The organism is Xanthobacter sp. AM11, assembly GCF_047444035.1.
Lineage (GTDB): Bacteria > Pseudomonadota > Alphaproteobacteria > Rhizobiales > Xanthobacteraceae > Xanthobacter.
Genome location: NZ_JBLAOA010000001.1, coordinates 1,426,505 through 1,450,966, shown reverse-complemented (window position 1 = coordinate 1,450,966; position 24,462 = coordinate 1,426,505). Strand labels below are relative to the sequence as shown.

The 24,462-nt window shown below is 67.2% G+C and carries 16 protein-coding genes; 2 read left to right on the top strand and 14 right to left on the bottom strand.

Annotated features, from left to right (window positions below; all coding sequences use genetic code 11):
- Positions 1-14 precede the first annotated feature (14 nt).
- A complete protein-coding gene (locus tag ACI7BZ_RS06770; RefSeq protein WP_414116419.1) occupies positions 15-989 on the top strand; it encodes a LysR substrate-binding domain-containing protein in 975 nt (324 codons plus the stop codon).
- A gap of 136 nt (positions 990-1,125) precedes the next feature.
- Here the strand turns inward: ACI7BZ_RS06770 and ACI7BZ_RS06765 are convergent, their stop codons facing one another.
- The 12 genes from ACI7BZ_RS06765 to ACI7BZ_RS06710 form a co-directional block, all read right to left on the bottom strand.
- On the bottom strand, positions 1,126-2,580 hold the full coding sequence (locus ACI7BZ_RS06765) for a DUF6880 family protein (protein WP_414116418.1): 1,455 nt from the start codon (positions 2,578-2,580) through the stop codon (positions 1,126-1,128).
- A gap of 261 nt (positions 2,581-2,841) precedes the next feature.
- Complete coding sequence (locus tag ACI7BZ_RS06760) at positions 2,842-7,617, bottom strand: beta strand repeat-containing protein (RefSeq protein ID WP_414116417.1); 4,776 nt, start codon at positions 7,615-7,617, stop codon at positions 2,842-2,844.
- A 557-nt stretch (positions 7,618-8,174) separates the two neighbouring features.
- Entirely contained in the window at positions 8,175-8,885 is a 711-nt protein-coding gene (locus tag ACI7BZ_RS06755; RefSeq protein ID WP_414116416.1) for a L,D-transpeptidase, read from the bottom strand.
- A 586-nt stretch (positions 8,886-9,471) separates the two neighbouring features.
- Positions 9,472-10,050: a hypothetical protein gene (locus tag ACI7BZ_RS06750; protein ID WP_414116415.1), complete on the bottom strand. Its 579-nt coding sequence runs from the start codon at positions 10,048-10,050 to the stop codon at positions 9,472-9,474.
- A 169-nt stretch (positions 10,051-10,219) separates the two neighbouring features.
- Positions 10,220-10,921, bottom strand: a complete 702-nt coding sequence (locus ACI7BZ_RS06745) for an ABC transporter ATP-binding protein (protein WP_414116414.1) — start codon at positions 10,919-10,921, stop codon at positions 10,220-10,222.
- On the bottom strand, positions 10,914-11,642 hold the full coding sequence (locus ACI7BZ_RS06740) for an ABC transporter ATP-binding protein (protein ID WP_414116413.1): 729 nt from the start codon (positions 11,640-11,642) through the stop codon (positions 10,914-10,916). Before ACI7BZ_RS06740 ends, ACI7BZ_RS06745 begins: the two co-directional genes overlap by 8 nt.
- Positions 11,639-12,628, bottom strand: coding sequence for a branched-chain amino acid ABC transporter permease (locus ACI7BZ_RS06735; RefSeq protein WP_209488207.1), 990 nt, complete (start codon positions 12,626-12,628; stop codon positions 11,639-11,641). The genes ACI7BZ_RS06740 and ACI7BZ_RS06735 overlap by 4 nt, the downstream gene beginning before the upstream one ends.
- Positions 12,628-13,506: a branched-chain amino acid ABC transporter permease gene (locus tag ACI7BZ_RS06730; protein WP_414116412.1), complete on the bottom strand. Its 879-nt coding sequence runs from the start codon at positions 13,504-13,506 to the stop codon at positions 12,628-12,630. Before ACI7BZ_RS06730 ends, ACI7BZ_RS06735 begins: the two co-directional genes overlap by 1 nt.
- An 11-nt stretch (positions 13,507-13,517) precedes the next feature.
- Positions 13,518-14,759 (bottom strand): ABC transporter substrate-binding protein, encoded by a 1,242-nt coding sequence (locus ACI7BZ_RS06725; protein WP_414116411.1) that lies wholly within the window; start codon positions 14,757-14,759, stop codon positions 13,518-13,520.
- Between the two features lie 30 nt (positions 14,760-14,789).
- Positions 14,790-15,593 carry a putative hydro-lyase gene (locus tag ACI7BZ_RS06720; protein ID WP_414116410.1) on the bottom strand — a complete coding sequence of 268 codons (804 nt, stop codon included), beginning with the start codon at positions 15,591-15,593 and terminating at the stop codon, positions 14,790-14,792.
- Positions 15,590-16,315: a type 1 glutamine amidotransferase gene (locus tag ACI7BZ_RS06715; protein WP_414116409.1), complete on the bottom strand. Its 726-nt coding sequence runs from the start codon at positions 16,313-16,315 to the stop codon at positions 15,590-15,592. The genes ACI7BZ_RS06720 and ACI7BZ_RS06715 overlap by 4 nt, the downstream gene beginning before the upstream one ends.
- Before the next feature lie 13 nt (positions 16,316-16,328).
- Positions 16,329-19,967: a hydantoinase B/oxoprolinase family protein gene (locus tag ACI7BZ_RS06710; RefSeq protein WP_414116408.1), complete on the bottom strand. Its 3,639-nt coding sequence runs from the start codon at positions 19,965-19,967 to the stop codon at positions 16,329-16,331.
- Positions 19,968-20,103: 136 nt separating this feature from the next.
- Between ACI7BZ_RS06710 and ACI7BZ_RS06705 the strand changes: the two genes are divergently transcribed.
- Complete coding sequence (locus ACI7BZ_RS06705) at positions 20,104-20,712, top strand: helix-turn-helix domain-containing protein (protein ID WP_414116407.1); 609 nt, start codon at positions 20,104-20,106, stop codon at positions 20,710-20,712.
- Positions 20,713-20,806: 94 nt separating this feature from the next.
- On the opposite strand, the gene ACI7BZ_RS06700 is transcribed toward ACI7BZ_RS06705, so the two are convergent.
- Positions 20,807-21,490: a Fe2+-dependent dioxygenase gene (locus ACI7BZ_RS06700; protein ID WP_414116406.1), complete on the bottom strand. Its 684-nt coding sequence runs from the start codon at positions 21,488-21,490 to the stop codon at positions 20,807-20,809.
- 98 nt (positions 21,491-21,588) lie between these two features.
- Positions 21,589-23,880 carry a TonB-dependent receptor gene (locus ACI7BZ_RS06695; protein ID WP_414116405.1) on the bottom strand — a complete coding sequence of 764 codons (2,292 nt, stop codon included), beginning with the start codon at positions 23,878-23,880 and terminating at the stop codon, positions 21,589-21,591.
- Between the last annotated feature and the right edge of the window lie 582 nt (positions 23,881-24,462).

The following is a 24,462-nucleotide window of genomic DNA, read 5'->3' as shown; positions in this document are numbered from 1 at the left end:
TGGAGGAATAATGCGTGGACCGGCTGCATGAAATCGAGGTGTTCATCGCGGTGGCAGACGCCGGCAGCTTCGCCAAGGCCGGCGCACGGCTGCGCCTGTCGCCGCCGGCAGTGACGCGCGCCATTTCTGCGCTCGAGGACCGCCTCGGCGCGCGTGTCTTCAATCGGACGACCCGCAGCGTGACCATCACCGATGTCGGCCGAAGCTTCCTGGAAAGCGCACGGCGCATCCTCGCCGATCTCGACACGGCCGAGAAGGAAGCGGTCGGCGAAACGGCCATGCCGCAAGGCCACCTCACCATCACGGCTTCGGTGACGTTCGGGCGATCCGCGCTTCCACCGGTGGTCTGCGCCTTCCTTGCTCAGCACCCGCGCGTGTCGGCATCCGTTCTGCTGCTCGATCGGGTCGTGAACCTCGTCGAGGAAGGCATGGATATCGCCGTGCGCATCGGCCACCTGCCGGATTCGAGCCTGATGGCCAAAAGGATCGGCGCGGTCCATCGGGTCCTGGTCGCAAGCCCGGATTACCTCGCCGGGCGCGGGACGCCGGTCGCACCCACCGACCTGCGGCTCCATTCCATGATCGCCTTCACAGGCCTCATGCCGAACCGCGAATGGCGCTTCCTGAACGGGCAGAAGCAGGGCAGCCTGAACCTCAACCCGGCCTTCGAAATCAACGACGCGGTGGCCGCCATCCAGATCGCCGAGAAGGGGCACGGCATCGCCATTGCCCTGTCCTACATGGTCAGCGACCAGATCCGCGCCGGAACGTTGGTTCCCGTCCTCGACGCCTTCAAGCCGCCAGCCCAGCCGGTGCACATGGTCTATCCGCACGCCCGGCTCGTCGCGCCCAAGATTCGTGCCTTCGTCGATTTTGCGGCGCCCCGGCTGAAGACCGCCCTCGATCACTTGATGTGGAGAAGCGCGGACGACCCCAGACAGGACGCTTCACCGCTTCGTAGCTGCAGCCCAAATCGGCCGGGTCGATGAGCAGGTAAGCGGCCGAGGCTCGGACAGGAAATCACCGAGGACATCTCAGATTCGCGTTCCTGATAGCGAGCGCCGTGCGCCATCACAAAATGGCCTTCTCGGTCGATCGGCATCCGCCTGGAAACAGAGGCGTGCGTCAACGTGACTGCACCAGCGACCAGAAGCCGGATTTTCGGCCATGGGCCTTTTCCAGACCGGCACGGTAGTCGTCATGGGCCCCCCAATCCTTGAGGACGCCAGCCTCCGTGTCGGTGCCGGCGGCCAGTTCGTCGAGCTTGCCGAGGTAGCGCGCCGCATGCGGATAGGCCTTGGAGCGGGCACGGGCGAGGATGTCGTCGAGCAGCGCCCGGTACAGGATGGTGGCGGCCAGCGGATGATCTGCCGCCAGAGCGTCGGCGACCGGCGGCAACATGTCATACTGGCGGCCGTCCCATTTGCCCCGGCGCTCGACCACCAACCTGGCTGCGAGATCGAGCCGCGGCCATTCCACCAGAAATGCGAGCGCGTTGTAGATGTGTTCAGAGGCCAGCACGTGGGCGAAAGCCCGGTCGAGTGTGGCAAAGTCTTCGAAGTCCGGCAAGGCGGCGAGGTATTCGCGCAGGATGCCGGCATGAAGCGTGGCTTCGAAGGCTGACCAGCGCAGCGCCTGCGCCTCGTTCTTCCGTCCGAGCGCCTCCAATATCTTCGCCTCGAGGCTGGAGCGCTGCGACAACGGGTCGGTGTCCGGGGACAGGCCATCGGCGAGATCCTCGGCCGACAGATAGGTGAGGCCACGGGATGTGGGACGCCGGATCCAGTCGAGCGCCTCCTGCGCGCGGCTGGCTTCAAGCAGGCGCGTGGCCATGCCGATGGTGTCCTGCAGGTTCGGATGCTTCTTCGCCTCCAGGGCGATCAGCCCATCGAGGTCGCCGAGGCTGTCGGCGATGATCTGCCGGGTCGCGCGAAATCGCGAGGCGTTCGAGCGAAAGTGGCGATGCGCCGCCTTGGCGTCCTTCGCCTCCTCACCGCGCTGGCGCGCGGCGAGATCGGCATCCCAGGTGCGAAGCGCCTCCTTCGGCAGATGTTCCGCCACCACCTGCGCGACATCCACCAGATAGCCATGGGAGCTGTTTCCCAACACGGCCATGACCCGTGCCGGCAGCTCAGCGGCATCGGCCTGCGCGAGCTTGGGTGTCAGAGCGCCAGCGGCGTCGATGGCCTGATGATAGACATCCTGGATGCGGCTGGAGGAATCGTCGACCCGCTCGAACACGCTCTCATGGGTCGCGATGAAGCGCAGCAGGCGATCGAAGGCCATGGCGGGCGAGGCGTCTGCCAGCTCATTCGCAATCACCGTGACCGTCGCGGCGAGATCATCGCGAAAGGCCCGCGCCTTGTCCCAGTCGATGAAGCCGCGCGCCGTCTCCAGCGCACCAAGACACCGATCGACGATCCTGGCGATGGCGTCCGGGCCCTTCTGCCCCGCCAGCGCCGCCGAGACCACCTTGCGGAACGGAGCGCTGCGCTCCGCTTCGTCCAGCACCAGCCGCGCCAGCTTTTCGGCTCCCAGGGCCGTCAATGTCTCTATGGAAAGGGCTGGCTTGCGCGCCATGGCGAGGATTTCCGGCTGTGTTCGACCAGACGGACATGTCCTGATCTGCGCCGAATGTCGACGGCAACCGGATTGAATGAAACCGCAAGCCTGGGCGCATGACTGCACAGGCTGGTCACCATCGGAGCGCCTGGCGCTCCGCAGGCATCGCCGCCCCTCAGGGCGGCGGATCGTTACCGGACAGGATGTCATGGCCCGTGCGGCCGCATCGGCATGGAGCAACCCGCCCGCCCGGCGGCGGACGGGTCCCCCTGCGTCGGCTCACCACTGGTAGCGCACACCGCCCCGGGCATTGCCGGCGATGTAGCCTTCGCCGAACTGCAGGCTGGCATTGGTGAAGCCGTTCCAGCCGCTGGTCTTCGCGAAGAAGTTGACGTCGGCGCCGATCTCCCCGAACGCCCCGTCGAAAGTGTCGGCCACCACCAGCGGCACGCCGGGATTGAGCACGGCCACCGTGTTGTCGCCCAGGAACTCGTACCAGAGGCGGCCGGTGAGGCTGCCCTCGACCCAGAAGGCGGCGGTGTCGTGGATCGGCCCGCCGACCCGCGCCCCGAGACCGCCCCGCAAGCTGTCGTTGCTGCCGAAGTCCACCACCGTGGCGGCGAGCACCGGCAGGCTGTCGATCTTGGTCGAGACATAGCTCAGGGTGGCCAGCGGCTCGAAGAAGGTGCGCCCGCTGCCCTTGACGCGGTAGCCGGTGTCCAGCGTGAAGCCGAGGTTGGTCACGTTCGTGCTCTGCCCCACATAGCCGGCGCCGGCCAGGGTCGGCGCATCGTAGCTCATGGAGAGGAAGTCGGCCTTGAACAGCCCGTCCACGAACCAGTTCTGGTTCATGTAGGTGGCATAGGCGCCGACGCTGCCGCCCGAATAGCTGGCCGATGTGGGCGAGTTGAAGGACACGTCCGAGGTGAGGTAGCCACCCAGCACGCCGAGCAGAAGGGCGTCGGTGGGGGAGGCGACCCCCTCCCGGCCGGCATCCACGCCGGCGAGGATGCCGTAGGTGTTCTGGCTGTAGCCTGTGTCGTAGCCGTAGGTCTTCCCGGCCACCGTGTAGGTGTCGCTGGCATCGCGCGAGCCCCAGCTGCCCACCGCCTTGACCCAGACGCCCGGGGTGACCGAGGCCTGCTGCTGCCCCACCGCCTTGACGACACCTTCCTTGGTGACGAGGGGCTGCGTCGCCTGCCCGCCCAGATAGACTCGGAGGTCGGCCTGGCGGTCGCGCCAGAGACCGGTGGTCTCGTGCCAGATGCTCTGCGCGGCGGTGACCAGCTTGGGCAGTTCCATCACCTCCTGGTCGGGAACGCCGACGAGATAGGTGTCGTTGCCCTTCACGGCCACGTCGTAGAAGAACAGGCCCTTGTCGATGACGCCGCCGTAGCGGCTGTCGTAGCCCGCCGATTCCGAGGAGATGACGAAGCTCGCCGGGTTGGACGTGTCGCCCTTGCCGTAGCTGACGGCATCGGGATTGACCACCTCCACCACCAGGATGCCGGTGGGATTGTAGGCGCCCGGCCCGCTGTTCACGTCGTTGATCAGAAGGGCGGTCTGCCCGCCGGTCGCGACGGTGCCGGCGGCCAGAAGGTCGCCATTGGCATCGAGGCCGCCGATCCGCAGCACGTCGGAGGTGGAGCCGGTCCCGCCGAGATAGGCATCGACCCCCACCTGGCTGTTGCCCTGGCCGACGAACACGCCGCTCACATAGGTGACGTCGCGCGGGCCGTTGAAGGCGACCTCGCCGGGAACCTCGTCGCGCAGGTCGAGCAGGCCCGCCCCGGTGAGGGCCGGATCGCCGTTGGTGAAGGTTTCGAGGTTGTTGAACGAGGTGGTCTCGGCCGCCGTGCCCACAAGGGCGGTCACCGTGCGGCCGGTGTTGGTCAGGGCATCGGTGCCGGCGCCGAAATCATTGGTGCCGACCGTGACCCAGGTGTTCGAGCTGGCGTTGAGGAAGGTATCGTCATTGGCCGTGAGGGTGACGAGCCCGACCAGGGTGCCCTCGTTGACCACGGCGGTCGCGCCGCCATCCACACGGATGACCGTATCCCCCGCCGCGGTGACGAGATCGCCATCGACGGCATAGCTCCAAGAGCTCACCAGGGAGCCGGAGCCGATGGAAATGGCGCTGCCGGCCCCGCTGTTCACCCGCAGGACCGCCTCGTCCGCCGACTTGCCCGAGCCGGAGACCACATTGTCGGTGCCAATGGCCACAGAGGCGGTGCCCCCGGCGAAGACGTACATGGCGTTGCCCGCGCCGTCCTTGTCCCGATCGCCATAGACCCTTGCGCCGGTCTGGGTGGTGATGGTTGCGGCGCCGGTGCCGCTCTGGGAGGTGGCGATGCCGATTCCGTCGGAGCGCACCACGCCGCCGGACAGCACGTTCACGGCGATGGCGCCGGTGCCGCTGTTCAGACCGCGCACGCCGACGCCGGAGGCCTGGACCTCGGCGTTCACGTTCACCAGCGCCGTGCCGGTGCCGTCGGACGAGGCCGTGGCCCCGTAATAGGCGCCGGAAATGGCGGCATTCACGTTCAAGGTGGCGTCGCCGCCGGCGGTCACGCTGGCGCCGAAGAGGGCGCCGGTGTTGAGGGTGATCGTCCCGTCCACCGTCACCGTGGCGCCGCCGCCGGTGTTGCTGGCGACGATGCCGGAGCCGGTGCCGGTGGCCTCGATCTCGCCCTTGCTGGTGATGATCAAGGTACCGCCCGTCCCCATGAGGTCGGCGACGATGGCGGCGGAGGCGCCGCCCGAGGTCACCTTGCCGACGGTGGTGATTTCGAGGCTCCGGTTGTCGCCTTCGAGGATCGCCTGAATGCCGGTGCCGCCGGTGCTGGTAACGGTGCCGTTGGTGGTGATGCTCACATTGCCGCCGGCGCTGGCCGACTTGTTCACGAGGATGCCGGTCGTGCCCGCAGTCACCGCCGTATCCGCCCCCGTCTCGATGGTGACGTTGCCGGTGCTGGCGGCGTCGCTCGTCACCCGCAGGCCGTAGGAATTGGTGCCGGTGACCTTCGTGGTGCCGCCCAGCGTCACCGAAAGGTCGCCGCCCATCTGGCTCAGGGAGATGCCTTCGCCCGTGCCGGAGATGACGGCGGCGCCGGTGGTGGCGAGGGTGAGGGTGCCGGTGGCGGAGCCGGACAGGCCGACGCCCGATGCGCCGGTGCCTTCCGCCGTGCCGGAGAAGCCGGTGATGGTGAGGTTGCCGCCGGTGGCCTGGGCGAAGATGCCGGTGCCGTCGGTGCCCGTGGCACCGCCGGAGAAGTCCGAAAGGTCGATGCTGCCGGAGGTGACGGTCTGGGCGAAGATGCCATACTGCCCGCCGCTGGCGCTGCTGGCGAAGGCCTTCGCGCTCACATCGCCGGTGTCGGCCCGCAGGAACAGGCCGTTGACGCCGCCGCTGATGGCCGGGCTGGTGCCGCCCGCGGGGGCGGTGAAATTGTCGGCCACCACGTTGCCGGTGGCGGCCTGGGCGAAGATGCCGGAACTGCCCGTGCCCTGCGCGGTGCCGGAGAAGCCGGACAGGTTGATGCTGCCGCTGGTGGTGGTCTGGGCGAAGATGCCGTACTGGCCGCCGGCCGCGCTGCTGGCGAAGTTCTGCGCGCTCACGTCGCCGGTGTCGGCCCGCAGGAACAGGCCGTTGACGCCGCCGCTGATGGCCGGGGTGGTGCCGTCCGCGGGGGCGGTGAAATTGTCGGCCACCACATTGCCGCTGACCGTCTGGGCGAAGATGCCGTCGGCGCTGGTGCCCTGCGCGGTGCCGGAAAAGCCGGACAGGGTGATGTTCCCGCTGGTGGTGGTCTGGGCGAAGATACCGTACTGGCCGCCGCTGGCGCTGCTGGCGAAGTTCTGCGCGCTCACGTCGCCGGTGTCGGCCCGCAGGAACAGGCCGTTGACGCCGCCGCTGATGGCCGGGGCGGTGCCGCCCGCGGGGGCGGCGAAATTGTCGGCCACGATGTTGCCGGTGGCGGTCTGGGCGAAGATGCCGGAACTCGCCGTGCCCTGCGCCGTGCCGGCGAAGCCGGACAGGGTGATGTTCCCGCTGGTGGTGGTCTGGGCGAAGATGCCGTACTGCCCGCCGGAAACGCTGCTGGAGAAGCTCTGGACGCTGATATCGCCGGTGCCGGCCTGCAGGAACATGCCGTTGTTGCCGCCGGTGATGGCGGGGGTGGTGCCGCCCGCGGGGGCGGCGAAATTGTCGGCCACGATGTTGCCGGCGGTGGTCTGGGCGAAGATGCCGTCGGCGCTGGTGCCCTGCGCGGTGCCGGAAAAGCCCGACAGGGTGATGTTCCCGCTGGTGCCGGTCTGGGCGAAGATGCCGTACTGGCCGCCGCTGACGTCGCCGGTGAGGTTCTGGATGCTGACGTTGCCGGTGCCGGTGACCCCGGCGAAGATGCCGTTGGCGGCGGTGCCCGCCGCGCTGCCGGTGAAGCCGTCGATGGTGACGTCGCCGGCCGCCGATTGCGCGAACAGGCCGTTCTGCCCGCCGGTGGCGCTGGCGCCGAAGGTGTTCACGGTAATGCCGGTTCCGGCCAGAAGGGTCAGCCCGTCCCCGCTGGTGCCCTGGAAGACGCCGCCGGTGGCGGTGAGGTCCAGCGTGCCGCCGGCCTGGGCCAGCAGGCCCGTGGCGCCGCCCTGCAGATTGGCGGTGCTGCCCAGGACGACGCTGATGTTGCCGTTCGCGGCCAGCAGCGACATGGCGGTGCCGGTGGCGCTGGCGGTGGCGTCGATGGTGGCGCCGATGGACGTGTTCTGCGCCTGCAGGATGTCCGCGCCGGCCACCATGACCATGCCGTCCGCGGTGGCGGTGAAGGTGCCGCCGATATTGTTCAGGTTGATGGTCTGGTCCGAGATCACCGACAGCGGCACCACATCGGAGATGACCGTGTCGTCAGCGGTGATCACCGCGATGGTGTTGGTGGTGACCGCGGTGGTGGTGGCGCTCGCCCCCGAGCACACGAGGAGGGTGGGGTTGGCGGCGGGGTCCTGGATGCAGCCCGCATTCGCGGTGCCCGCCGTGAGCACGCCGGCCAGGGCGGTCGCCAAAGCCGAGCTCATGAGGAGCCGGCGCCGGTGCCTCCCGGGCGACGCTCCGCCCGCTCCATCAAGCTGAACAATAGTATTTCGGATATGAATCATCGGAGCCCCCCTCAGGTCCCGCGCCAAGGCAGCAGCGTCAAATCGTTGCCGCGCCCGGTGCATCGCGAACGGACGCAGGGCTGGGACGACAGGATCAAACCGCCGAATTCGGGATGAAGGTGGTCCAACATAGTTAATGGCGGGTTACGCCTGCACGCCAAACGTGTAATCACATCCCGCCGGCGGTGTTTTTCTGCACCGGGCCGGTTCGGCATCTGCAAGCGGAACATGCAAAAACGAACCGGCTGCGGCACTTGCAGCGGTTCCGGCGGCATCGGCGCCGGGAGACGTGGATCGCGCCGGAATTGCGCTCTGGCTTATTGAAGAGACGCGGACCAATCCTGTGCCGCCGCGCCGGGGCTCCCTGCGAGCGGTGAATCGCGCTCCAGGCTCAAGAAAGAGAGCACGTGCCGGGCGCCTGATGGAGCGGGACCGCACCCGCCCCGCACCGGAACGGACTGGTGCTACGCCGGCAGGACGACCACCTTCGTCTTGACCGGCGTTCGCGCGTAAAGGTCGATCATGTCCTGGCTGAGGAGGCCCACGCAACCGCTGGTGACGCCGGTGCCGATGGATTCGGGATCGCTGCTGGCGTAGATGGTGTACAGCGTGTAAGCGCCGTTCTGATACAGGTAGAGCGTGCGGGCGCCGAGGGGGTTGTCCAGCCCGCCCGGCATGCCGCGGGCGTATTTGGCGGCCTCGGGCTGGCGCTGGATCATCTCCTTGGGCGGCGTCCAGGTGGCCCATTCGGCCTTGCGCCCCACATAGGCATCCCCGCTCCACAGGAACCCGGCGCGGCCGACATTGGCCCCGTAACGGGTTGCGGAACCTTCGTCCTCGACGCGGTAGACATAGTAATTGCTGGGATCGACAATAATCGTCCCCGGCGCTTCCTTGCTTTCGTAGCGGACGGTGCGGCGGTAATATTTGGGATTGACCTTGCTGACATCCGCCGCCGGGATGGGGAACTTCTCGGTGGGCACCGGCCCGTAGAGCTTCTCCGCCTCGGCGAGGCTCATGCCGTCGGGCGTCGCGCAGCCGGCCAGCCCAAGCGTGCCGATGCCGATGGCGGAGCCGAACAGAAACGACCGGCGGCTGAGCGCGCTCGACCCGAGCCCAGGCAATGCCACCTCATCCATTGCGCCAGCCGCGCCCTTCCCACCGTCCATGATCATGATCTGGCAGCTTCCCATATCGAATGCCCGACGGGAAAATACACCGGCGGGCGCCCGCTGAACATCTTGCGGGCGGGACATTGCCGGCACACGCCTCCCCTGGCAAGTGCGGGCTTGCATCCGCCGCGCAATGGCCCGCGCGGCCGTCAGTCGCGGCGCAGAACCAGGGTCGCAAGCGCGCAGCCATGGGCGCAAGGGAATTGCGGCCTGCGCACGAGTCATAATCGGCGATGACCCCTGGCGCCCCATCATCGGCCAGCACGGCCCCGGATGCGGCCTGACGCAGCAGCCGCAGGGCCGGGGGGCCCGGCGTCCTGTACGGTCGAGCGCCTGTTGCAGCCTCCCTGCCGTGCTGCCTGGAGCCGGCTTTAGCACTACTTTGGCAGTCTCAGGAATGGCAGCAAAATGCCAACAAATGTCGCTCCGGCTAGCTCATCATGATACCACTTGAAAAGCTCTCGGACCTTCTGCAACTGGCCAAAGTGAGGTCCTCCAGAAGCCTGGATCGGCAACTGCCAAAGTAGTGCTAGAGAGCGTTTCACCGCACATGGAGCCGCGGCGCGGCTCCATGTGAGCGGATCGCGCTCTAAAAGCGGCGCTGCCAGGGGTGGGAGGCGAACCGCAGTTTCCCTTGGACCACCTCGTGGCGCGCCAGGATCGCGCTCAATGCGCCGCCGCCGACGGACCGGCTGTCGGCAAGGTCCCTGGCGATCTCCTCGATGGCGGCTTGCGACTGCGCGTGCAGCACGATCCGCCGGGCCTTGTCCGTGCAATACCCCACGAACATGGCATCCTGTTCGGCGCTGAGGCCGAACTGCGCCCGCAGCTTGTTGATCTCGCTGTCGTCGGTGCGGTGGGAATCCACGCGCGGGACATAGAGCGGCGTCAGCCGCGTCCAGTATTCCGCTTCGGCCACCTGACCCGCCAGGAGGATGACGACCGCATCCTCGACGAAGTGGCGGTCGGCCTTGATGTTCAGATCCGCCAGCACCGCGGCTTCACGCGCGAACCGCGTTTCGCCGCTGAGCCCGTCCGGTGGGCGCAGCACCACCTCCGCCACCGTCCGATTGAGGAAGGTTGCCACCAGAGCATGCCCGGCCTCGTGAATAGCGACAGCCTTTCGCCTGATCTCCAGCGGTATTTCGTGAGCAGGCGTGAGGTTCATCGCAGCGATTCACTATGGCAGGGGGACAGCGGACAGACCCCTTATATCATCCAGGCCTCGCTCTGCCGTAGCCGAATGGCCCGGACCGGCCGGCGCCATTCAGTAAGTCAGAGGGCGATTTACCGCCCATATGGAGTCGCGGCGCGGCTCCATATGGGCGGATCGCGCTCTAGGACAGATATGCGGCTTCCAGATCTCCGGACCCCTCCATATTGTCGGCGCTCCCGGACGACACGACGGCCCCGTTCTTCAACAGGTAGTAGCGATCCGAAACCTTGATGCTCTGCTTTATGCGCTGTTCGACAAGGATGATGCTGACGCCTCCCGCACGGATTTTCTCAACCGCTCCGAGGATCTCGCTCACCAGCTTGGGCATGATGCCCTGCGACGGCTCGTCCAGCAGCAGCAGGCGCGGCCGCGTCATCAGGGCGCGGCCGATGGCCAGCATCTGCTGTTCGCCGCCCGACAGGGTTTCCGCCCGCTGGTCCAGGCGCTCGGCCAGGCGGGGAAAGATGTCGAACACCACGCCCAGCGGTGCATCGCGCTGCGGGTCGCGGCGGTGGAGATAGCTGCCGAGCCGCAGGGTGTCGCGCACCGAGAGGCGCGGGAACAGCCGCCGGTTCTCGGGCACGAAGGCGATGCCCGCCGCGGTGATGCGGTGCGCCGGCATGCGCTCGATCCGTGCGCCGAGGAACGACACCGTGCCCGCCTGGGCACGCTCCATGCCGGTGATGGACTTGAGCAGCGTGGATTTTCCCGCCCCGTTGGCCCCGGCCACGAGGACGATCTCGCCCTCGCGCACGTCGAGGGACACATCCGAGATGGCCGTGAGCCCCTGGTAGGCGGTGGTGAGAGCGCGGACCTCAAGCATGATATTCCTCTCCCAGGTAAGCGGAGACCACGCGTTCGTCCTTCAGCACGTCCGCCGGTGCCCCCTGCGTGAGAATGCGCCCCAGATTGAGCACGACGGTGCGATCCACGAGGGGCGCCACGATCTCCATCACGTGCTCCACCATCAGGATGGCGATTCCCGTCTCCCGCATCCGCAGGATCAGGTCCATGCCGGCGCGCGCCTCGTTGGGCGTCAGGCCGGACATCACCTCGTCGAGCAGCAGCAGCTTCGGGCGCGTGGCCAGGGCCCGGGCCACCTCCAGCCGCCGCTTCTCGGGGGGCGTCAGATCGATGGCCGGGACATCCACGCGGTGGGCGAGGCCCACGAAGTCGAGCACCTCATGGGCCTGCCGGCGCGCCGCCCGCGCACCGACGCCGCAGGCCAGCGCCCCGACGATGACGTTCTCCAGCGTATTCATGGAGTTGAAGCTGCGCATCACCTGGAAGGTGCGGGCGATGCCCAGGCGACACCGCGTGCTCGGCCGCAGGGCGGTGATGTCCCGCCCCAGGAAGGAGACCGTGCCGGAGGTTGGCAGAACCGCGCCGGCGATGATGTTGAACAGGGTGGATTTTCCCGCCCCGTTGGGGCCGATCAGGCCGAGGATCTCCCCCTGCCGCACGCAGAGGGAAACGTCGTCGTTCGCCAGCAGCCCGCCGAAGCGGCAGGTGATGTGACCCACATCCAGAATGGTGGCACTCATGAGGGATGCACCTGTTTCGTTCGGGGCAAGGCGAAGAGGCTCACGAGGCCCTGCGGCCGCAGCAGCGAGACCAGGAGGATGAGCGCGCCGTAGATGATGAGGTCGGTGCCGTTGCCGGAGCCGCCGAGATAGCTCCGCGTCAGTTCCGACATGGGAATGAGCACCACCGCGCCGAGGACCGGCCCCCACAGGGTGCCGATGCCCCCCAGCACCGCCGGCAGGGCGATGAGCAGGGAGAAATGGAAGCTCATCACGCTTTCCGGGTCGATATAGGACACGAACTGCGCGTAGAAGGAGCCGCAGACCGCCGTGAAGAAGGCGGATATGGCGGCCGCGGCGACCTTCGAGCCGAAGACTTCGACCCCGAGGCTTTCGGCCGCCTCCGGGTTATCCTTGATGGCGCGCCACCAGAACCCCCATTTCGACCGCTCCAGCACCAGCGTGGCGACCCAGGCGATGAGCGCGAGGGCAAGGGCCGTGAGAATATAGGGCACCTTGTCCCGCGCGAACTGGAGCGTCGCCCAGCTGTCCGCCTCGAACGGAATCTGGATGCCCAGCGCGCCGCCCGCCCATTCCCAGTTCAGCATCAGGAGAAACCCGACCTCCGCCACCACGAAGGTCGCGATGGTGAAGTAATGGCCGCTCAGCCGGAACAGGAAATAGCCCAGCGCCGCCGCCAGCCCGCCGGCCAGCGCACCGCCAGCGAGCATTCCGAGCCAGGGCGACACATCCGCGCGCACGAACAGCAGCGTGGAGGCATAGGCGCCGATGCCGAAGTAGAGGCCGTGCCCCAGGGAGATCTGGCCGCAGTATCCGCCCAGGATGTTCCAGCTCTGGGCCAGCGCCGCATACATCAGTGTCAGCACCAGCACGTTCTGCACATAGGGGTCGCTCACCCAGCGGGTGAACACCAGCACCCCGGCCGTGGCCGCAAGGGCGATGGCGACCTGCCCGCGCGATTGTGGTGTCTTGCTTGTCCCAAACATCAGAATTTCCCGAATAGACCGCGCGGGCGGAAGATGACGACGGCCAGGAAAAGAATGTAGATGCCGATGGATTTCATCGCCGGCGGCGCAACCAGGGTCATCGCCGCCTCCGCCAGCCCGACGACGACACCGGCCAGCAGGGCGCCGAAGATGCTGCCGAAGCCGCCGAGAACCACCGTGATGTAGGCGATCACGGCGAACGGCGCGCCCACATCTGGATAGATGTAGTAGAAGATCGCCAGCACGGAGCCGGCGAGGCCGATGAGGGCCGCGCCGATGCCCCAGCCGATCATGAACTCGCGATCCTTGTCGATGCCCACGAGGGCCACCGCGCCCGCATCCTCGCGCGTCGCCTCAAGGGCGCGGCCGAGATCCGTCCGCGTCATGAGGGCGAACAGGGCGCCGAAGGCCGCCAGCGAGATCAGCCCGCCCGCCAGCTGGGGCAGCGGCAGCACGATTCCCGCCAGCGCCACCGTCTTGCCGCCGAGCAGGCTCTCCGGCAGGGAGCGGTAGTTCGGCGTCAGGAAATATTGCGCCACGCCCCGCATGGTGATGGCCAGGCCGAAGGTGGCGAAGATCTGCACCATGCCGACATTGGCCTTGGCCCGCATGGCGTGGCGGATGACCCCCACATAGGTGAGGGCCCCGAGCACGAACAGCGCCCCCACCGCCAGCGGCGTCATCACCAGCGGGTCGATGCCGGAGAAGACCACAAGGCCGAACATCACATACATGGCGATCATCAGGAATTCACCATGGGCGAAGTTGACCACGTCCATCAGGCCGAAGATGAGCGAGAGCCCCACTGCGACGAGGCCGTAGATCAGCCCCATCAGCAGCCCGCTCAGCAGCACCTGGATCAGTGTATCGCTTGTCATGCGGGCCCCCGTCAGCGCATCGGCCACTTGACGGGGCGCACGGCGACGTCGGGCGGGAAGATGGTGGCGAAGCGGCCGTCGATATACTGGAGGAGCACCGGGTTGAGGCCGGTATTCTGGCCGTCCGGCCCGAACTTCACATACTTCCAGGGCATGATGGTGCGGTCGCCGGGAAGATCGGTGGCGGCGAGAGCGTCGCGGACCGCGGGGCCGGAGGTGGAGCGCGCGCGGTCGATGGCATCGGCGAGGAGGATCACCGCCATGAATTCCCGCGAGGTGTTCTCGTTCATGTCCTTGCCGGAGCGGGCGCGATACAGGTCGTTGACCCTGGCGATCATCGGCCGCCGCTGGGCCAGGTCGAGGGAGAATTCGGCGCGGGTGATCAGGCCGTCCACCTTGTCGCCCACCGCATCATAAAGCGCCTTGTCCACGAAGCCGGCCGCCTGGGCGATCAGTGCCGGAGGCTGGAAGCCCAGATCGTTCATGGTCTTGATGAGCAGGATGGCGTCGGTGGTGTAGCTCGAAGGCAGCAGCACGTCCGGCTGCGCCGCCTTCAGCTGCTGCACCTCGGAGGTGAGCGAGGGCGAGTTGGCCCGGTACTTGATGTCGGCCACGATCCGGTAGCCGCGGCTCTCCGCCAGCTGGTGCTGGATGTTGGAGGAATCGGTCCCGAAGATGGTGTCCTCGTGGAACAGGGCGATCTTCTCCACCGCCCGGCCGCCCTTGCGCTCGGCATCGAGGAAATCGAACATCACCTTCGAGAACTGCTCGTCGTCCGCCATGGCGCGGAAGAAGTAGCGCAGCTTGCGCCGCTGGAGCGTCGGCGAGGAGGAATCCGCCGCCAGGAAGGGCACCTGGTAGCGGTCGGCGGTGGCGCTCACGGTGGTGGCGACCGAGCTGTGGTAGGTGCCGAAGATGGCGGAAACCTTCTCCTGTGTAATCAGGCGCTCGGCTTCCGCCCGCCCCTTCTGCGGATCGCCCTGGTGATCGGCGAACACCACCCGCACCTTGGCGCCGCCAAGGCCCGAAAGGCCGGCGTTGCGGGCGGTGGGCAGGTCCAGGTCGTGCACTGTGTTGACCACGTCGAGCGCGGTCTCCACCGCCAGCTTCGCATCGAACCCCACCTGCGCGCTTGCGCCGGTGAGGGGATAGATGGCGCCGATGGTGACCTCCGGCACGGCTTGCGCCTGGGCGCGGCCGGCGGCGGCGAGCGAGAGGCCGGCCATGCCGGCAATGAGTTCCCTGCGGTTCATGGAAGGTTTCCTTGTTGTTTGCTGAAAGGCTCAAGCCGCGCCGAGACGCGCGTTGAGAAGATCGGTCACCAGCAGGCGCCCGGGCGCGTGGGTGATGGCCAGCGGCGGCGCGGCTTGTTCGATCACCGTCTGCGGCGTGTATCCGCACGCCCAGAACACCGGAATCTCGCCGGGCCGCAGCGGCACCGGGTCGCCGAACGCGGGGGCCGAAAGGTCGGCGATGCCGATGGCTTCCGGCGCCCCCAGATGCACGGGCGCTCCGTGGACCGCGGCAAAGCGCGAGGTGATCTCGATGGCCCGGATGGCATCCGCCGGCGTGAACGGGCGCATGGACACCACCATCTGCCCGGACAGGCGGCCGGCGGGGCGGCAGGCCAGGTTGGTGCGGTACATGGGCACGATGGAGCCGCACTCCACATGGCGGATGCCCAGGCCGGCCGCGCCCAGCGCCTCCTCGAACGAGTAGGAGCAGCCGATGACGAAGGCCACGAAGTCCTTCCGCCAGTGGGCGATGATGTCGGACACCTCGGCCACCAGCTTTCCGTGCTCATAGACCCGGTAGGCGGGCAGATCGGTGCGGATGTCGAGGTCGAGGCCCAGCTCCCCGAAGGCGGGATCGCCGGGATCGCCGACGGCGATGAGCGGACAGGGCTTGGGATTGCGCTGGCAGAAGCGCAGGAAGTCATCGGCCCAGTCCCGCGGCAGGATCACGATGTTGCCCTGCACATAGCCCGCGGCGAGGCCGGAGGTGAGGCCGGCAAACGCCCCGCTGCGGCAGGCCAGGCGGATCGCGTGCGGCGAGGCCCCGGCGGGAACGAAGGAGGGCGCGCTCATCGGCGCCTCCCCGCGGCGGCGGCCGCCGCCTGCGCCGCCACGATGGCGAGGAAATTCTCGAACACCGCCGCGGCCGGCCCGCAATCCACCGCCGCCGCGGCCGCCTGCCCGGTGTCGTAGCCGGCGGCGCGGAAGCGCTCCTCGTCCTGCGAGAACCAGGCGCACAGCCCGGCCCGGTCGTATTCGGGATGGGGCTGCACGCCCCAGGCCGGGCCGCCGCGCCAGCGCCAGATCTGGTTGCTGCAGGCCGCGCTCGCCGCCAGCACCTCCATGTCGGGATGGCCCGGCACCACCTCGTCGCCATGCCAGTGGAACACGTCCAGGCGGTCCGGCAGGTTCGCCAGCAGCGGATCATTGGTGGCTGCGGGCGCACGCACGATTTCGCCGAAGCCGCTCTCCCGCGCGCGGCGGCGCTGCACCACGTCCACCCCGAACAGCGCGGCGCCGAGCATCTGCGAGCCGAAGCACAGGCCGAGCACCGGCACGCCCGACCGTGCCAGGCGCCGCAGGGTGCCCCGCTCCTCGACGATCCAGGGGTCGAGGTCATAGGCCGATGAATCGCTCGGGCCGACGAAGACGCCGCAATATTCGAGGGATGCCGGCAGGGCGGACGACTGGGCGCGGATGCGCTCCACCGGCCAGGCGCGCTCTTCGAGCAGCTGCTCCAGCCGGTTCCTGGGCTGGGCGCGGTTCCAATTGTCGATATAAAGGAACGGTTTCATGCGGCCCCCCCCCTCAGCTGCGATCGCCCGGCGCGCCGAAGCCGCCGCCGCCGGGGGTCTGGATCTCCACGCCGTCGCCCGCAGCCACCATGGCGCGGCTGCAGCTGCCCAGGGGCTCGATGGTGCCGTCGGCGCGCAGCAGGGCATTCAGGCCGGGCGCACCCGGCGCGCCGCCCTTCACGCCATAAGGCGGGATGCGCCGGCGGTTGGTGACCACGGCAAGTTCCATCGGCCGCAGGAAGCGCAGCCGCCGCACGGTGCCGTCCCCGCCGCGGAACCGCCCCGCCCCGCCCGATCCGGCGCGGATGCTGAAGTCTTCGAGCCGCACCGGAAAGCGCAGTTCCAGCACTTCCGGGTCGGTCATCAGCGAGTTGGTCATGTGGGTATGGACGGCCGAGGTGCCGTCGAAGCCATCCACCGCGCCGGCGCCGCCGCAGATCGTCTCGTAATACTGGTATTGCGCGTCACCGAAGGTCACGTTGTTCATGGTGCCCTGGCACGCGGCGTGGATCTGGAGGGCGCCGAACAGGGCATCGGTGACCAGCACCGAGGTTTCCGGATTGCCTGCGGCCACCGCCGCCGGATAGCGCGGATTGAGCAGCGAGCCCTCCGGGATGATGATGGTGATGGGCCGCAGGCAGCCCGCATTCAAAGGAATGTCCCGCTGCACCAGGGTGCGGAACACGTAGAGCACCGCCGACCGGGTGATGCAGGGCGGGGCATTGAAATTGAGCGGCACCTCGGCGCTCGTTCCGGTGAAGTCGATGGTCGCGCTGCGCGATGCCCGCTCGATAAAGATGCGCACCGAGACCTGGAAGCCGAGATCGTGCTCGTAGGTGAAGGCCCCGTCATCCAAGGTGGAGATGACCTGCCGCACCTCCTCTTCCGCCGCATCCTGGATATGCCCGGCATAGGCGAGCGGCACCGCCGGCCCGAACTCCGCGCACAGGCCCCGCAGTTCCGCCGCGCCCCGCATGCAGGCCGCCACCTGCGCCCTGAGGTCCGCCAGGTTCTGCTCCGGGTTGCGCGCCGGATACCGGCCCGAGCCGAGCAGCGCGCGCATCTTCTCCTCAAGGAACACCCCCGCCTCCACCAGCAGGGTGGGTTCGATGAGCACGCCCTCATCGAGGATCGAGGTGCTGTCGGGGGGCATGGACCCCGGGGTCGATCCACCCACGTCGGCATGGTGGCCGCGCGATGCGGTGAAGAACATCAGCTCCCGGCCCTGCGGGTCGAACACCGGGGCGATGACGGTGATGTCCGGCAGGTGGGCGCCGCCGCGATAGGGCGAGTTGAGAACGAACACATCGCCCGGCTTGAAGCTCTCCCCGAAGGCATGCAGCACCACCTCCACGCTCTCGGACATGGCGCCCAGATGGATGGGAATGTGGGGCGCATTGGATACGAGGTTCGCCGCGCGGTCGAAGATGGCGCAGGAAAAGTCGAGCCGTTCCTTGATGTTGACCGAGTGCGCGGTGTTGATGAGCGCCTGGCCCATCTGGTCGGCGATGGCCATGAAGCGGTTGTTGAAGACTTCGAGATAGACCGGATCGGCCACATCCGGCGTCAGGAGCGGGTTCTCCTTCCGGCCGGAGCGGGTCAGCAGAATGGCGCCATCCGCCATTACCTGCGCGCCCCATCCCGGGTCCACCACCGTGGTCGCGTTCCGGTCGATGATCATCGCCGGGCCGGGCAGGCGCTGGCCCGCAGCCAGGCTCTCGCCGTGAAAGACGGGAAGCGGATGGAAGGCGCCATCCACATAGAGCCGGCTGGCGGCGATGGGCGCGGCGGGCTCCCCCTCCGCCTGCGGGCGCAGCGTGACATCCTCCACCCGGGAGCGGCCGATCGCCTCCACGGACAGGGCCTCGACGATGACGGCCTTGCCCGGCAGCGTGAAGCCGTAGCGCGCCGCATAGGCGGCGACGAAGGCGGCGGCCGCCTCCTCCATCCGTGCGAACGCGACCTGCAGGCCCACATTCGAGCCCTCGTAGCGCAGCGTCGCCCGCCGCTCGAAGGTGATGTCCCCGGCGCGGATGCCCTGGGCGGCGAGCCCTGCGGCCGCCTGGTGCAGCAGAGCCTCGCTTCTGGCCTCGAACTGCGGGCAGGAGGCCGGGTCAAGCCGGGCCTCGACGCTCTCCTCCTCGATCACCCGCAGGCTGGCGACCCCCATGCCATAAGCGGACAGGACCCCGGCCAGGGGATGCACCAGCACGCGGGACATGCCGAGCGCGTCGGCCACATCGCAGGCATGCTGCCCGCCGGCGCCGCCGAAGCTGCACAGCACATATCTGGCGAGGTCGTATCCTTTTTCGATGGAGATCTTCTTGATGGCGTTCGCCATGTTCTCCACGGCGATCCGCCGGAAGCCCTCCGCGCAATCGTGGATGGACTTACCGCGGCCGGTCCGCAGCGCCAGTTCCGCGGCGAGGGCCTCGAAGCCGGCCCGGGTGGCGTCCGCATCCAGCCCCTGGTCCCGGCCGGGCCCGAAGATGCGGGGGAAATGCTCCGGGGCCAGCCGGCCGAGCAGGAGATTGCAGTCGGTCACCGTGAGCGGCCCGCCGTTGCGATAGCAGGCCGGCCCCGGATTGGCGCCCGCCGACCCCGGGCCGACGCGGAAGCGCTGCCCGTCGAGGGACAAAAGCGAACCGCCACCGGCGGCGACGGTGTGGATGGCCAGCGTGGGCACGCGGATGCGCACACCGGCAATCTCGCTTTCCGCCGTGCGCTCAAGCTCGCCGGCATAATGGGTGACATCCGTGGACGTGCCGCCCATGTCGAAGCCGATGATGCGGTCGAAGCCCGACGCACGCGCCGCCTCCACCGCACCGACGATCCCACCCGCCGGCCCCGACAGCACGCAATCCTTGCCGCGGAAGGCGTCCGCGGCGATCAGCCCGCCGTTCGACTGCATGAAGAGCAGCGGCGTGCCTGACAATTGGTCCTTGAGCTGGGCGATGTAGCGGCGCAGGACCGGCGTCAGGTTCGCATCGACCACCGCCGTATCGGCGCGGCTGATGTATTTGATCAGGCGGCTGCACGCGTGGGACATGGCCACGAACGCGAAGCCGGCCTCCTGCGCGATCTGCGCCGCCGCGATCTCGTGGGCGGGATTGCGATAGCTGTGCATGAAGGCGATGGCCAGCGAGGCATAGCCCTGCGCGCGCAGCGCGCCGAGCTGCGCGCGCAGCTGATCGGTGTCGAGCCCGGCGACCACCGAGCCGTCCGCCGCCATCCGCTCGTCGATCTCCACGGCGGTCGCATGCAGGCTTTCCGGCAGGACGATGTGCAGGTCGAACAGGCGCGGGCGGTTCTGGTAGCCGATGCGCAGCGCATCGCGAAAGCCGCGGGTGACCAACAGCGCCACCGGCTCGCCCTTGCGCTCCAGCAGGGCGTTGGTGCCCACCGTCGTGCCCATTCGGATGACTTCGATCGTCCCGGACAGGGTGCCGTCGTCGCCCGCGCGCTCCAGAATGCTGCGGATGCCGATCACCGCCGCATCGTCTTCGACGCCCGGCTGAGCGGAGAGGACCTTGGCGGTTTGAATAGTCCCGTCCGGTGTCCATGCAACGACATCGGTGAATGTGCCGCCGCGGTCGATGCCGAAAATATAGGCAGGATGATGACTATTGTTTGCCTCGCCCGCTGCTGTCACGTGAACCTCGAAGGTAAAGGAAGCAATTCCGGTTGCGTCGTTCGGCTCCGCTGGAGCGGTTGCCAAAGCATCGGGAAATAGTGCTTAATTCCCTCGGGGGTGATGAGGCGGCATATATGCGTATGAGGCGATCGACATGAGCCAGTGTTGGCGCGATCAGATCCGGCGTTACCGACGTGTCCACGGATTGACGCAGGCTGCGCTCGGGGAGCAACTGAACGTGGAGCAGGCCACGGTTTCCCGCTGGGAGCGCGGCACCCATGTGCCGGAACTGGGCATGCAGCGCCGGCTGCGCGACCTGATGCGGGACCCTTCCAGCCGCTCCGACCTCGCCTTCTTCCATCGCATTCAATGCGCGCTCTCCGCCGTGAAGGTGGCGAACCGGTCCGCGGTCAACATGGCGGCGTCCGCGCAGGCCGCGCAGCTGCATGGCGTCCGCCTGACCGATCTGGCGCAGTGCAATTATCGCCAGTATTTCACCGACCTTCTGGAATCGCAGTGGGGCACCGCCTGCCAGAGCGGCTTCTTTGCGGGCGATGTCGCCAGCGTGAAGGTGGTGAACTACTGGCGCCCGGCCTGCGGCACGCAGGTGCGGCACTGCGTGTCATACTGGACGCCGACCCGGTTGAATGATGGCGAGTATGTTCTCGTCAGCGAATTCCGCGAGATCGAAAAGGACCATTTCGACTCATTTGCCCCGGAATCGCGCATCAGCGTCATCTCGATGGATGAGATCCTGCTGTAGAGGCCGGCATTTCGCCGGCCCCGAGCCCCTGCGGCTGGCGCATCCGCCGGCGCCTGTGCCTTGTCCTGCGGCGCACGGAAATGGCGCCGCGCGCTCACATCTCCACCCACTGCCGCAGCAGGTTGTGATAGACGCCGGTGAGCGCCAGCACCGAGGGGTCGTCGTCCGGCAGCTTCGTGCGGATGGCCATGATGGCGAGGTCGAGATCGTAGAGCAGCGCGCGCCGCTCATCCTCCTTGACCATGGATTGCGTCCAGAAGAACGCGCCCCACCGGCTGCCGCGGGTGATCTCATTGACCCTGTGCAGGCTGCTGGAGGGATAGACCACGGCGCAGCCCGCCGCCAGCTTCACCTCGTGCAGGCCGTAGGTGTCCTCGATCACCAGCTCGCCACCGTCATATTCTTCCGGCGGGCTCAGGAAGACCGTGGTGGACACATCGCAGCGCATGCGCCGCCCGGCGCCGGGAATGGCGCGGATGGCGCCGTCCACATGGGCGCCGAACTTCATCCCCACGTCGTAGCGGTTGAACATGGGCGGCAGCACATGCAGGGGCATGGCGGCCGAATTGAAGGTGGGGTTGCGGCCCAGGGCCCGCAGGATGATGTCGCCCAGTTCCAGTGCCTGCGGCGACCCCACGGGAAGCTGGAGATTGAACTTGGATTGCGCCGCCTGCTGGCCCGCCGTCGCGCGCCCATCCACCCAGGATGAGGACTGGAGCACGCCGCGGCATTGGGCGACCTCCGCCTCGCTCAGAAGGTTCACGATCTCGACCAGCATGTGGCATCCGTTCCGGCGACAATGACGCATGCGGCGCCGGGAAGGGGCCGCAGCCCGCTCCTTCGGCGCCGCGTGGCGCCGGCTCCGCCTCCCGGCGATCAGAAGGTGGCGCCCACCGTCAGCGTGAAGCTGCGTCCCGGCGCCGGCACGGCGCGGCTGCCGAAGCCGCTGGAATAGTTGAGCTCGTTGGTCAGATTGTAGCCGTTGAGCGCAACCCGGTACTTGTCGTACTTGTAGGACACCAGCGCATCGAGCGAAAAGGTTTCCGGGACGATCGCCGTGTTTGCGCTGTTGGTGAAATAGGCATCCGCATAGGTGATGCCGCCGCCGACGAGGAACTGGCCGGGCAAGGCCTTGATGAGCCCGCCCTTGATCAGGTCATAGGTGGTCCAGAGGGTGAAGTTGTTCGGCGAGACGAAGGGAACCTCGTTGCCCACATAGGCATCCGTGGGCGAGGTGAGGACCGTGCTGTCGTAATAGGCATAGCCGGCCTGAATGGTCCAGGCGTCGGTGATGTTGCCGGTCATGCCCAGTTCCAGGCCCTGCACCCGCTGGGTCTCGCCGGTGGGCACCGAATTCAGGCTCACCGGGTCAATATAGGACACGTTGCTCTTGTTCACGCGGAACAGCGCTGCGGTCAGGCCGAGCTTGCCGTCCAGCACCGAGACCTTGGCGCCCACCTCCCAGGTCTCGTTGTCCTCGGGATCAAGGTTCGGCTGCGTGGGGCTGACCACCGTGGTGTCATTGGTGGGGAAGGCGCCCTGGGGCGTGAAGGACTTGGCGTAGGACGCATAATAGGTCTGGGTCTTGGTCGGCTCCCAGATCAGCGAGGCCTTGGGGCTCCAGAACTGGGTGGAGGCCTGCGTGTTGATCCAGGTTCCGGGGCTGTCCTTGCAGCCGGGCACGGTGGAGGTGCCGGTGGCATCAACGCACCAATATTTGTAGTCCGTCGAATAGCTGTCCCAACGCGCGCCGGCGAGGAGGGAAAGCTGGTCGTTGAACCAGATGCGGTCGCTGGCGAAGGCGCCGAAATCGGAGGTGTCGCTTACCTTCTGCCCGTTGTTGCCCCACGGGTTTAGATAAAGGGAATAGCCCGTCGTGTTGGCATAGACCGGGTTCCAGATGGTGGAGACACCCTTTGTGCCCTTGACGGAGATCAGGACCCGCTCGTCATTGACGACATAATAGTCGATACCCGTCACCAGTTCGTGGCGCAGCCAGCCGGTGTTGAACTTGGCAACCAGGGTGGCCACATTCTGCGCCGCCCAGCTTTCCTGCTCGAAGCCCGGATTGCCGCCGCCGAAGGCGATGGCCGGGTTGTTGCCCGCAAAGAACTGGCCGGTGCAGCTGGCGTAATATTTGGGTTCCGTGATCGGCGTCGTTCCCTGGCTGCAGCCGGGCACGGTGGTGGCGAAATCGCGGGTGTAGTAGGCGATGCGGCTGTCGTTGGTGAAGGTGAGCCAGTCGTTGATCTCGTTCTTGTAATTGGAGGTGAAGATGTTGGCGTCGGCGATGTCGCGGTCGGTTTCCTTGCCGTAGAAGGTATTGCGCGGCACGCCCCATTCGGTCACCGGCTGGCCGAGGGCGCCGAACTTCTTCACGTCACCGTAAAGGGGCGTCACGATCGGCACGCCATAGTCCGGCGTGCGCTCGCCATGCTGGTAGAGATAGTTGAGAAACCAGGTCTGGTTGGTGCCGAGGCCGAAGCCGAGCGATCCCATCAGGCCCCAGCGATCGGACGTCACGTGGTCGCGATCGACGATGTCCTGCTCGTTGATCATGCCGACGATGCGCGCCGCCGTGGTGTCGCTCAGTTGCCGGTTGATGTCGAAGACCCCGCGATAGAGCGGGCCGGAGCCGAACTGGCCTTCCACATCATAGACGTCGCCCAGATGTGCCTGCTTGAGCTGCGTATTGATGGCGCCGCCGGTGGTTCCCGCGCCGAAGCTTTCGGACGTGGGACCCTTGAACACCTCCACGTTCTGATACGCGAAGCTGTCGCGCACATACACGCCGAAGTCGCGCAGGCCGTTGATGTAGATGTCGCCCTTGGCCTGGAAGCCGCGGATGCGGAACTGGTCGCCATTCATGCCGCCGCCGCCCTCGCCGATGGAGACGGTGACGCCGGGCACGTTGCGCAGGGCCTGCTCCAGGGTCGTCACGCCCTGCTGCTGCATGGTTTCCTGCGAGATGACGGTGACCGTCTGCGGCGTGTCCTGGAGGGTCCCGGGCAGGCGGGACAGGCCGGTGCCGGCCTCCAGGGAATTGGCCGGTTCGCCACCCTCGCCGGTGACGACGACGGTGGGCAGTTCCACATCGCCGGCCCCGGGGTCGCCGCCCTGCGCCTGCTGCGCGAGCGCGTCAAAAAGGGGCACGGCCGACATGGTCATCGCGAGTCCGACCGTGACCGAAGAATGCGACATCGCGGGCCGAAGTGTCCTCAAGGCTCCCATAACTTTTCCCCGTGCGCTCAGGCTTTGCCGCTGAAGCTGATGCAAATCCGCATCATGCAGACCGACCAAAAAGGTATAAAATTCGCCCTAGGCAATGTCATACGCCCGTCATTATCGAATACAACACGAACTATTCGTATTTATACATCGACATCACGGCAAACTTTGAAGTATAAATCTGCCCACATGCAACCAACTCATCGCCTCATGAAGGCAAGTGCAGATGGAACATGCTCTGTCATGCTGGGAGATATACGGAGCGATCCCGCCGCAGCGCAACAATTATGTTTTTTATTAGATCTAATATCGGCCGGATTCTGGCTTCTGGTTACACTATTATGCCAAATGATACAAAAATGTGCTTTGCTTCAAATAATTATAATTATGATCTTTGCCCGCAGCGGCATCGCCCATTGACAGAAGGCGCGGCTGTCGGGGCCTTTGGAGCTGCGACACCCCGCAGAGAACGCACGGCGGCGAACATGCCGCGCAGCCTTCCGCGGGCTTCTGCGCTCAGGG